The organism is Vibrio ouci, from assembly GCF_004551525.1.
Lineage (GTDB): Bacteria > Pseudomonadota > Gammaproteobacteria > Enterobacterales > Vibrionaceae > Vibrio > Vibrio ouci.
Genome location: NZ_SATR01000012.1, coordinates 51318 through 63509, shown reverse-complemented (window position 1 = coordinate 63509; position 12192 = coordinate 51318). Strand labels below are relative to the sequence as shown.

At 45.2% G+C, this 12192-nt stretch carries 7 protein-coding genes and 1 tRNA gene; 3 read left to right on the top strand and 5 right to left on the bottom strand.

Features of this window, described 5'->3' with window-relative positions:
* The first annotated feature begins 2 nt into the window (after positions 1-2).
* Positions 3-3116 (top strand): response regulator, encoded by a 3114-nt coding sequence (locus ELS82_RS09835; RefSeq protein ID WP_134835328.1) that lies wholly within the window; start codon positions 3-5, stop codon positions 3114-3116.
* On the opposite strand, the gene ELS82_RS09830 is transcribed toward ELS82_RS09835, so the two are convergent.
* Positions 3113-4579: a protein adenylyltransferase SelO gene (locus tag ELS82_RS09830; protein ID WP_134835327.1), complete on the bottom strand. Its 1467-nt coding sequence runs from the start codon at positions 4577-4579 to the stop codon at positions 3113-3115. The genes ELS82_RS09835 and ELS82_RS09830 overlap by 4 nt on opposite strands.
* A 254-nt stretch (positions 4580-4833) precedes the next feature.
* On the opposite strand from ELS82_RS09830, the gene ELS82_RS09825 reads away from it, so the two are divergent.
* Positions 4834-6831 (top strand): methyl-accepting chemotaxis protein, encoded by a 1998-nt coding sequence (locus tag ELS82_RS09825; protein WP_134835326.1) that lies wholly within the window; start codon positions 4834-4836, stop codon positions 6829-6831.
* Between the two features lie 49 nt (positions 6832-6880).
* On the opposite strand, the gene ELS82_RS09820 is transcribed toward ELS82_RS09825, so the two are convergent.
* The 3 genes from ELS82_RS09820 to ELS82_RS09810 form a co-directional block, all read right to left on the bottom strand.
* Positions 6881-7492 carry a DUF2913 family protein gene (locus ELS82_RS09820; protein WP_134835325.1) on the bottom strand — a complete coding sequence of 204 codons (612 nt, stop codon included), beginning with the start codon at positions 7490-7492 and terminating at the stop codon, positions 6881-6883.
* A gap of 150 nt (positions 7493-7642) precedes the next feature.
* Complete coding sequence (locus ELS82_RS09815; protein ID WP_134835324.1) at positions 7643-9271, bottom strand: response regulator; 1629 nt, start codon at positions 9269-9271, stop codon at positions 7643-7645.
* 334 nt (positions 9272-9605) lie between these two features.
* Positions 9606-9682: transfer RNA gene (locus ELS82_RS09810), tRNA-Arg, on the bottom strand.
* A gap of 201 nt (positions 9683-9883) precedes the next feature.
* Between ELS82_RS09810 and folD the strand changes: the two genes are divergently transcribed.
* Positions 9884-10744: a bifunctional methylenetetrahydrofolate dehydrogenase/methenyltetrahydrofolate cyclohydrolase FolD gene (gene folD / locus ELS82_RS09805; protein ID WP_134835323.1), complete on the top strand. Its 861-nt coding sequence runs from the start codon at positions 9884-9886 to the stop codon at positions 10742-10744.
* Positions 10745-10938: 194 nt separating this feature from the next.
* Here folD and ELS82_RS09800 read toward each other — a convergent pair whose 3' ends face one another.
* Positions 10939-12138: a NupC/NupG family nucleoside CNT transporter gene (locus ELS82_RS09800; protein WP_134835322.1), complete on the bottom strand. Its 1200-nt coding sequence runs from the start codon at positions 12136-12138 to the stop codon at positions 10939-10941.
* Positions 12139-12192 lie beyond the last annotated feature (54 nt).

Below are 12192 nucleotides of genomic sequence, written 5' to 3'. Positions count from 1 at the left end.
TTATGGGCTTAACGCAGAAAATTCTGGCCATCGTTACCCTGCTTATCGTCTGTATTTTCCTTGGCGCGGGTTATTACATTGCTAGTTTCTCAGAACGGACCATTCGCTATAACGCTCACCAAAATCTTAATGGGTCACTAGAGCTCGCAGAAGGCATTATTGATGGCTATAACCAAAAAGTGACGTCAATTGCCAACCTCAACAGTCAGAATCGTAGAGTCATCAAAGCACTTGATCTCGGCATCAATCGAGGTGTTGCTCAGGAGTTGAATGATTCGATAAAAAACAGTCAGTTCGTCAATTACATCTTTATCGTCGACTATGACGGTCATGTTTTTTCAACCTCCACCATCAATTACCAAAAAGATAAGTTCTATGGTGAGCAATGGCTATACGAAAAATTGCTTACCCGCAGTATGTTTAGTCCTTTGTTTATCCGTAATACCGTCATCAGCACGCCAGGCATTGACCCTTTCCTTGTAGACAAGGAGGCAATTTCTCAGTGGGTTGTCAGCCCAATATTATTCCGCGAGCAAGTGATCGGCTGGACTCTAATCTCATTTGACTGGCAAACCAGTATGAAGGATTTACTCGATGCTACGCTGCTGCGTCTTGAGCACGCCTTCTATCCTGTCACTCAAATCAAGCTATCTGACGAATTGAGTAATATTGCGCCCATCACCGTTGGTAATGCAACGCCACCAGCAATGCCAATAAGTGCTGAAAAGGATATGTTCTTTGATCAAGTTAACTACCTGCTATCCGTCACATTCGATGAGGAAGAAGCACTCAGTAGTCTCAGTGCCATCAAGCAAATGATGTTGTTCATTTTTTCCCTTTCGGCAGTCATATTAACTTTGGCGTTATGGATTTCTTTACGGGCTCTGATCGTTCAGCCCCTCAATCAACTCGACTCACGTATTCGTAAAATCAGCTCTAATCGGCCAGAACAGAGACTGCCTAATTTTGCTAGCCCAGAAGCAAATACTATCGCCTCAACGATTAACCACTTACTGCAACGTATCCATACCAACACCATCTCGATAAAGAGACTTGATGAGGAGATGAAGCTAAAACAAGTATCCGAAGAAAGCCAAATACTGCTTAGTCAAAAACTTGAGGCCATCTTGGATACCGCTGCTGACGGCATCGTCACCATTGATCAAAGAGGCAAGATCCTTAGCTTTAACCAAGCTGCCCAGAGAATGTTTGGCTATTTAGAGCACGATGCGATTGGCATGCCTGTAGAAAACTTAATGCCTAAAAAGTACGCCTCCATGCACCAAACCTTTATCGACCAACATAATGCGACAGGACGCAGCAAAATCATTGGTGTTAAAGACAAGGAAGGCCGTCTTGGCAGAGAGTTTCAAGCGGTAAATAAAGAAGGCGAGCAGTTCCCAATCCTTTTATCCATTGCCAAGGTCGAAACCAATGACGGCGTGATATTTTCTGGTGTAATCAAAGATATTTCCAAGCAGAAGGATGGAGAGCAAGCGTTGATCGCGGCCAAAGAAGAAGCCGAAGAAGCAGCGAAGTCAAAAAGCGAATTCTTGGCTGTGATGAGTCACGAGATCCGCACACCGATGAATGGCATCATTGGTATGCTCGACCTGCTATTAGAGAACAATCTTAACACCTCTCAATCACATCAAGCTTACCTTGCTCATACTAGTGCCCTCTCCCTTTTGGCATTACTCAACGATATTTTGGACTTCTCCAAAATCGATGCCGACAAGCTTGAGCTTGAGCGCCAACACTTTAATTTAAGGCATATGCTCGGTGATTTCTCTGAACAGATGGCGGCGAGCTTAACCAACCCGAATGTCGAGATCATTCTAGATATGGTCCAAGTTGAACACTCAATGATTCTTGCCGACAGTACTCGAATTAGGCAGATTTTCTCTAACTTAGTCAGCAATGCGTTGAAGTTTACAGAACAGGGCGAAGTGGTGATTAGCGCACGCTTGGAAGAGCACGATGGGGACAACTGGCAGCTCATAGCTTCGGTGAGAGATTCAGGTATCGGCATACCCCAAGATAGACTCAATTCCCTGTTTGATAAATTCAGTCAAGTTGACGCGTCTACCACACGTCGCTATGGCGGTACTGGTTTAGGGCTAGCGATTGTTAAGCGCCTATGCCATGCCATGGGAGGCCGTGTTACGGTCAATAGTGAAACGGGCAAAGGGAGCGAGTTTTCATTTCATATTCTGGTCGGTAAATCGGACCAATCGACAAAAGTCATTCCATCTGTCGACGTGTCATTGCTCAATATCTTGGTTGTTGATGATAATGCGATTAACCGCGAAGCCATTACGCGACAGTTACAACACTGGGGCGCAAAAGTCATTGCTGCTTCTAGTGCGAAAGAAGCCCTTGAACTTTGCCAACGCCGCAATGACGAGCAATTCCCGATGTTTGATATTGCTCTATTAGATATGCAGATGCCCGATGTAAGTGGGCTCGAGTTGAGCCAAAATCTGAAAGCCAATCCAAAGACTCAATCGATCAAACTCATCATGATGACCTATATCGAAGCTATCTCTCAGCAAAATGCGTTTCAGACTTATGGCTTCAGCGGCTACTTCGTTAAGCCGGCAACTACTCAAGATTTACTTAACGCGCTAAAGGTCATTGCCAGCCCTGATTTCTCACCTGGGGAGCAATTGGTCACCCACAACTATTTATCTGCGTTAGAGCCCGCCCCACAGCCAGAACCCGAATTGAAAAGCGGCTTAAAGCTGCTGGTTGTCGAGGATAATCGTGTCAACCAAATGGTCATCACCGGCGTTTTACACAAGATGGGGCTCAACAGCACGATTGCCAATAATGGTAAAGAAGCACTCGATGCGCTTTCAGGTTCACAGTCATTCGATATGATATTGATGGATTGCCAAATGCCCGAAATGGATGGCTACGAAGCCACCCACCGAATTCGCAACGGAGAGGGGGGGAACGAAGTAAGAAATATCCCGATTATTGCGATGACAGCCAATGCAATGGAAAGTGATCGCAAAGCCTGCAAAGACGCAGGCATGAACGACTTTCTAACCAAGCCATTAAATCGCACCTTGCTCAAAGAGAAACTCCAAGTGTGGAGTCCGTCGGACTAAGAGGAACAGCTGATTTCCATTTTCTTACCCCAGTCTGGAGGTAAGTTGGCATACACTTCCATCTCTGGCTGCTCTGCATAGGGTTGACGTAATAGCTGCGCTAATTGATAAACCTCGGAAAAGTCCCCCTGCTCAGCTTTATCAATCGCTAATTGAGCAAGATAATTACGCAGGATGTATTTAGGGTTCGCTTTACGCATCTGTACGCAGCGCTGTGCATCACTAATTTGTTGGCCTTGCTCATCCCTTTCTGCCTCGCAGCGCTGCAAATAGTTCGCTAGCCACAACTTCGCGGCCTCTCGGTCAATAAAGAGATCGTATACCTCACTAATATCACTCCGGTCAAGGCAGGATAACGTGCGCATGAAGCGGGTGTAATCGACTCGGTTTTGATGCAGCAATTCGAACATCGAAGCGAACAACTGAGAATCTCCCTCATGCTTGCTTTGCAGACCCAACTTATCGCGCATTAAGCGGCTAAAGTGTTGGCCAAGTTTTGTTTCATAGCCAGATAATGATCTCTCTAGGTCTTCTCGCGCAACTAACGGCGATAAGCTATGCGCCAATGCAGATAAGTTCCACAGCCCAATTCTTGGTTGCTGATCGAAAGCATAGCGGCCTTGATAATCAGAGTGGTTACAAATATAGCCAGGCTCATAATCATCCAAAAAGCCAAACGGCCCATAATCAAAGGTTTCGCCGACAATCGACATATTATCGGTGTTCATCACACCGTGCGCAAAACCATAAGCCTGCCACAGCGCAATCATCTCTGCGGTACGCTCGACGATATTATTAAACATCACCGCATAAGGTTTATCGTGCTCTAGGCACTCTGGCCAATACCACTCAATGGCTTTATCGGCCAATAGCTTTAGTTCGCTAAGTTGATTGGTGTAAAAGAAATGCTCAAAATGACCAAAACGAATGTGAGTAGTTGCCACTCGAAGTAACAAAGCGCCCTGCTCCATTTTCTCGCGATACACTGGCGTGTCACTCACCAGCATTCCAAGCGCTCGAGTGGTAGGTATACCTAGTCCCGCCATCGCCTCACTGCATAGGTACTCGCGAATGGTTGATCTCAGTACTGCTCGGCCATCTCCCATACGCGAATAGGGGGTTAATCCTGCGCCCTTAATATGCAGATCGTATACTTGACCGTTTTGGGCGGTCATTTCACCGAGTAACAAGCCCCGTCCATCACCTAGCTCTGGGTTATACGTTCCAAATTGATGCCCGGCATACTTCATGGCAAGTGGCGGTCTACTTTCATCACACTGTTCGCCGCTTAGTAAAGCTTTAAGTTCGCCAGTTGGAGCCGACTGTGGCAGTCCAAACTGAATCGCCAACGCCTCGTTCCAAGCGACCCAACGGGAATCGTCTAACGGCTGTGGTTTAACGAACGTGTAAAAGCATTGCGGCAGAGAAGCATAACGCTGAGAGAGTGTGACAGTTGTGGACATATACAAACCATGAAAAAAGCCAATATTATGAAGCCAGCATACGTCTATTTTATAAATTAACGCCAGCCTTTATCTATCAATACCTTAGCCTATTTTTGATGATAATTGTCGAACAGCTAAAGATTATTTTCCGCACAATTCAATACTTATAATAGGGTTATCAATAACTATTGGTGTTTGGTCACTCTAAAAAATATCCGTTTCGTCTATAGTTGCATATATAAAAATATAACAACTTTGTCAGGAGACTAGGTATGCATTCATTGATGAAGCGCTTTTCGATACACCACATTGTTACTGCCCTCGCAGGGGTTCCGCTACTCATTGCCGTATTCTTGTCTGTAGAGCTTTTTCTCAGTCAAAAAACAACGGTCGATCAAGCCCATAAAGATCAAGAAATTATCCAACTGACGTTACTGTACGATAACCTTGCGCACAACCTAGCAGTAGAGCGTGGTTTAACTGCAGGCGTATTAGGCAGTAAAGGTTCGCCAGAGCAAGTGAGTAAACTCTCTGAACAGCGCCAAAAAGCCGATCAACATATCCGTGCATTTAAAGCGTTCAACCCTGAATACATTGCGGCAAGTTTAACTAATCAACTCAAGCAAGATTTGCTGACGCAGCTGGCCAAGTTATCGGATGTTCGCGCCCAAGTAGATACATTATCTCCGACGATTTCACCATTTGGCTATTATTCCAATCTGAATCAGCTAGCGATTGATAACTCATCGATTTTAATCTCAGCGGTAAACAACCAAGAAATAACCCGCCTTGGCAACTCACTCACCGCCATCATGGTTATTAAAGAGCGAGCCGGCCAAGTTCGTGGTGCGTTAAACGGGGCTTTCGCAAGAAAACAATCGTCGCCAGCGCAATATGCGGCTATCCAGCAATACCTCGCATCAGGTGACTACAGTGAAAGAATGACTCTACTGACGATGCCACAAGCGTATATCAATCAGCTAAACGCTGCCAAAGGCAATGCGACTTGGCAACAAGTTGAGGAAATTCAGCAAAGTTACCTAGCGCAAAAAGACACTCTAGCTCATTTACAAGGCCCTTCTCCTTTAGCTTGGTTTAGTGCAGCAACGGAACGTATCAAGCTGGTCAATCAAATTCGTAATCGCCTACAAGCCGACATGACGGAAATCGCGACTAGCCAAGCTAGCGCGGCAACGTGGCAAATGAGTACTTTGCTGGCGACAATGCTTTGTGCAGGCTTGGTGCTGATTTCAGTACTAGTGGCGTCATTACGCACTCTAAAACGCCGCGTGGGTGACTTAACCACTAACCTTTCGCACATGTCAGAAACCAACAATCTCAGTGTGGTACTCCAATCAGATGGTAAAAATGAGCTTTCTCAGATTTCGCGTAGCGTAAATGGACTCATTACCAGCATTAAGAATCTTTTGCTCAACGTCACGGAAAGTAATCAACACAGCAACCATAGACTTGAGCAGATGGTACAAGGCGCCACAGATTTAGGTGCAAGTAGCCAAGCAACCGCCGCTAAATGTGGCAATATTGCTGCTGCAATGACCGAGCTTTCGCAATCCAGTTTGGAAATAGCATCTTCGTCAGAACGTTCGCTAGAAGAGACCGAGCAAATGACGAATAAAGTAATGACTTGCCAACAACAAAGCCAAGAGTCTTACCACATGGTTGAAGCCTTGGTGTCTCAAATCGAACAAACGCAGTCGTGCATGTTGCAGCTAGAAACGGATGCGCAAAGTGTCAGCAAAATCGTTGAGACGATTAACGGTATTTCAGAGCAGACCAACCTACTCGCACTAAACGCGGCTATTGAAGCGGCCCGCGCGGGCGAGCATGGCCGAGGCTTTGCCGTCGTTTCTTCTGAAGTCAGGGATTTGGCACAAAGAAGTAAAGAAGCGACAGAAGACATCTCTCAACTGCTGACTAACATCACCAACAATACTCAAACGGCTGTCAGCAACATGAATAAGAGCCGCGAAGCGACCGACGCAACCTTTAGCTCAGTCTCTGACGTCAATAGCAGCATTACTCAGCTAGAAAGTTTGATTGAGACGGTAAACCTGCACATTACCAGTATTGCTAACTCGACTGTTGAGCAGTCGAAAGCCAGTGAAGCGGTAGATAAAGATGTCGATGTGTTGGCGGAAATCGCCCAGACAACTGGGCAGCTAGCGAACACAATGAATGACATTGTATCGAGCTACCGAGTGGAAGTATCAGAGGTCAACCAACAACTGCAAGAGTTCAAACTCTCCTAAAACGAAAAAAGTGGCCTTGCGCCACTTTTTTTATTTCTGCTGAATCACGTTATTTTCGCAGACCCAGTGAGATTCGAACAAAATCGCCATCTTCAAATTCAACCTTGTGATCAAAAAGCGAAGAAGAGTAAATTGTGCGTAAGAAACTATGCCTTTCACCGTGCGTGCCGCGAAATAGCATCGAAATATCGGCAACAAGACGATTACGGTTGTTAAAGTGCGCGTTTAAGTCTTGCGACAAGACACACAATAAACACCCTTTGCTGTTATGCTGCAAATCGACTTTTTCTGGGCTTGATACCAAGACGGTCGTGTTTAACTCTTTTTCAAGCATATTGACCAAGAGTAAAAAACTGTCCAAATGCGGCAGCTCATCACCTTCAACAGGTGTGAGAAGATTGTCCAGCATTGACTCAATGTCTAAGCTCTGCGCTCGAGCGTGACTCACCAGCGAACGCACTTTCTTCTTAAATGGCTTGTATTTTTTACTGTTGGCTGCCTTGTTTAACCAAGCAGACAGGATATCGTTAACATCTGAGCGAGACTTTCTCGACAGTACTTTACCAGTATGATTGGTGCGCAAATGGAGCAAAGCATGAAGAGCGAGTTCAGCCAGTAGAGGTTCAAACTCAGGTTTAATTTTAGTATGGATACTGCGCATATTTACTAAAGATGGGTACTCGGTAAGAACTTGGTCAAATCACATTCGATCGGGGAACGACATGCTACCGAAAAGCAGCCTTTAAGTACAGCCATCAAGCAACCGCATATTCACTAACTCTGCTATCTAGAGCTCAAATCTATAATTAATTTATGCAAAACTCGCCAATCGTTGTTCCACTATCTGCTTCGCTTGGAGGATTTTATTGACCTTAGGGTGCATTGGGTCCTGTTTCATTAAGTTCGCGATAACAATATCAATGCTAGCCGTAAACTGCTGTTCAAGAGACTGACGGTCTGGGTGGTCCGCAACGTTATATTTAAGCATTGCATTAATAAAATGCGAATGGTGATTAATATAATATGGCGCTTCTTTCGCTTTGATCGCCAATGAATCCACCATACTGCCAGATGACTCCTTAGCACGCGCAATCTTTATCGCATCCAACTTACTCGCAAGACGTGCATCAACCCGTTTTAAGATCAACCCATTAACCGCCGCTGCTAGACTCTTCTTTGAGACATTTTGTTGCTGCAACCCTGGCACCCATTGCTGAACTAAACCCAAACATCCAATGTGCAGCGCAACCGCAATAAGGATTAATTTACGATGTTGCCAATGTGTCTGTGCATACAAAACATCGAGGCGTTTTGGAGAGTATACTGGGTTACAACTGTTCATCTGCAGCAACAGCTGATAAAGCCCTTTCGTCACCTTACGTGAATCAATGACCGATGGCTGTGCAAGCACGAGGATCTGATTGAGCGTCGCTTTCAAGCTAGCAGGGTTCAGCTTGCCTTTTATTTGAAAAGCAATGATAAGATCGAGAAACAGTCGCAGCTCTTCAATTTCAATCCGCTGAGCATCACTCACAATCGCGTCGTCGTCAGCCTTCGCAAGGCAGCACAGCGCTTTATGATACTCTCCTACTCCTACATGAAGCATTGAGCAGTTAATCGTAAGTTCTACCCTATGAGGGAAACGCTGACATAAATTGCTCATCACAGTGACCGCACGCTCCACATTGCTATCAAGCAGCGATTGGTATGCCGTAATCTGTGAGACGATAGGATCTTCAGGGTAGCCTAATAGCTCATACTCATGAGCCAAAGCCAGCGCTTTATCATCATTTCCTATCTGAAGGTGAAGGGTGATTTGCTTTATCAAGGGCCAAGGGTGCTTAACTTGCTGATGAAGACGTTCTAAAACTTCAAACGCAGCACCGTAATTGTTTTGCTCGGCATAGTAATCAACCACGACTTTATGACAGCCGAACCATTTCTCCCCTTTACGCTTTAATTGAGCATCGCAAATATTCATCACGCTCTCAAAGTAACCCAAGACCAGATGTTTATGCACCGCAGTCAGAATATCGCGTTTCAGCAAACTGACTGACACGGTCTGCTTAAGCTGAATATAGTTGAAGGGATGACCAAGAATGTTGTCAGGTTCAAGCTCCTGCACTTCTTTGAGCTGCGCTTCATCACTGCTGTTAGCGATCATGACAAACGAGCAATCACGCGAAAATGATCGGCTTTGCTGATAGAGGAAGAAATACTTAGCGCCCACGACACGTTTCTGGCTCATGTATGAGCAAATGATCACGTCAAACGAATATTGGTTAATCAACTGTCGGTAGGTAACGACGTTTTGTGCCTTATGCACTTTGTCCTCTGCGCCACCCATTTTTTTCAGCATGTTTTTAATTGACGAAGAAAGCATGCTGTTTTCTTCAACGATCAATATTCGCTTATTTCTTAAATCTAAATTGCCAGCCATCTATTTGTATCTATCGCCTTCTCTAAGAGTGAGACAAGGTGAAAGCCAATCGCCAACAGCCTTATCTGTTCGATGTTCTAGATACACAAGAGAGAAGGAGTTTACAAATCAATCAATATAAAAAGATAACTATTCCTTTATATTCATATAGTTAAAATCAATTTCACGACCCTGAAAAAATTCACACTGAGAATACTAAAAAGAAAGACATAAAGAAAACGCGACCATTTTGTTCATAAAACAGACAGGGGCAAGCTAAATGGAATGCTCGGGAGAGCAGCAGAAAAGCAAAAACCCCGGCAACTCTAAGAGTTACCGGGGCTTTCTAAAAAAATGGCACGCCCTATAGGATTCGAACCTATGACCACATCCTTAGAAGGGACGTGCTCTATCCAGCTGAGCTAAGGGCGCGCTACAGGGACAGGATTATACGAGGATGAGCCGTTAAAACAAGGGCTTTGTTTAACATTATGATCTGATTGACTAAAAAAAGGTCACAGAACTCTATTTTGATTAAAAACACCACAAAGCAAACGTTTGCTTATAGATGTTCGTCAAATAATTTGCGACAATGCGCTGCAAATAAGTCGCTATAAATTCTTAAGGTATGTCATGACAGCTCAAAATATTGACGGAACTCTTATTTCCCAAACCGTTCGTTCAGAAGTAGCAGCACGCGTTAAAGCTCGTAAAGAAGCGGGACTTCGCGCTCCGGGACTTGCGGTTGTTTTAGTTGGTGAAGACCCTGCATCTCAGGTGTATGTAGGAAGTAAGCGACGCGCTTGTGAGGAAGTGGGCTTTATTTCAAAGTCATTTGATCTTCCAGCGGACACAACAGAAGAGACGCTGCTTGCTCTTATTGATGAACTCAATAACGATGATGAAATTGACGGTATTTTAGTTCAGTTACCGCTTCCTGCGGGCATCGATGCAACACACGTACTAGAGCGTATCCACCCAGAAAAAGACGTTGATGGTTTCCACCCATACAACGTTGGCCGCCTAGCGCAGCGTATTCCAAAGCTACGTTCATGCACGCCAAAGGGTATTATCACACTACTTGATCGTTACAACATTGACCTTCGTGGTAAACACGCAGTGGTCGTTGGCGCTTCTAACATTGTTGGTCGCCCTATGACACTTGAGCTTCTGCTAGCTGGTTGTACAACCACAACGTGCCACCGCTTTACTAAAGATCTAGAAGGCCACGTACGCCAAGCAGACCTTGTGGTTGTCGCGGTTGGTAAACCAAACTTTATTCCAGGTAACTGGATTAAGAAAGGCGCAGTTGTAGTCGATGTAGGTATTAACCGCTTAGAGTCAGGCAAGCTGGTCGGTGATGTGGACTACGAAGTAGCAAAAGAGAACGCAAGCTTCATTACTCCTGTACCGGGCGGTGTAGGCCCAATGACAGTCGCGAGCTTGATTGAAAACACTATGCTAGCTTGTGAGCAGTTCCATACTAACAAGTAGAACTCACAACGCTTCGCACCAATAAAAAAGGTTGATGTTTAAAGACATCAACCCTTTTTAGTTTTCAGTAAACGCACTGTCATCCTCAAGAATGAGGAACGAATGAATTGGGGATCCCTTAAAGCGAGCCTTTTACTTTATGAGATTCCCTACTCTCTCCTTCGTCGCTCTATGGAGTGACAGTTTGAGAATTCTTACAGACTAAGGATTACACCAGCAATAGATGCGCTCATCAGGTTCGCCATAACACCTGCTGCAATAGCGCGGAAGCCATATTTAGAGATGAATGGGCGCTTTTCAGGAACAACGCTACCTAGACCGCCAATCAGCATAGCCATAGTGGAGATGTTAGCGAAACCACACAGTGCAAAAGTAACAATCGCTTGCGAGTGAGTGCTTAGCTGAGCTTTCACATCCATCAATTGAATGAAGGCAACAAATTCATTCACAACGATCTTGTTACCAATCAGAGAACCCGCAGTAATCGCTTCAGACCAAGGGATACCCAGTAGCCATGCAACAGGAGCAAAAAGGTAACCTAGGATAAGCTCAAAGCTCAGCTCCATCCCCATTAGACTACCTAGCCAACCGAGCATGCCGTTTAGCATCGCAATCACACTGATAAACGCTAGCAGTGTTGCGCCTACCGCTACGGCAATACGCAGACCAGACATTGCACCATCAGCCATCGCTTCAACTACGTTGGTTGCACGTGGCATTTCAACGTTATCTAGCTCAGTAGTTGTGTCAATCTCTTCGGTTTCTGGCACCATGATTTTCGCCATCAACAGGCCAGCTGGCGCCGACATAAATGCCGCGGCAATTAGGAAGTTAAGGTCAACACCCAACGACGCGTAACCCACCAGCGTGCCACCAGCTACAGAAGCAAGACCGCCTACCATCACAGCAAAGAACTGAGAGTCCGTCATGTGTTTTAGGTATGGCTTTACAACCAATGGCGCTTCAATCATACCAACGAAAATATTCGCAGTTGCAGACAGTGACTCTGCGCGGCCAATGCCTAGTAGCCTTTGCAAACCACCACCGATCACATTGATCACCTTTGGCATTAAACCAATATGATACAAACCTGAAATCAGTGCAGAGAAGAAGATGATGATACCTAACACATTGATCGCGAAGGTAAAGCCGCCAGTCGCTAGGCCACCAAACAGAAATGCAATACCTTCTTGGCCATAGTTGATCAAGTTAGATACAGCGCCAGTCACACTGTTCAGCACTTCTTTACCTGCTGGTACATATAGAACAAGCAGTGCAAAAGAGATCTGCAAAGCAAATGCTAAAGATACCGTTTTTAGGTTGATGCTTTTACGGTTAGTCGACAGCAGCCATGCAACAAACAGGATGGCCACAATACCAAGAATTGAGTTCATAAAATGAATCCGACAAAAGGGGGAACAAGAGTGGCGACGGAGTGTATAGAATCA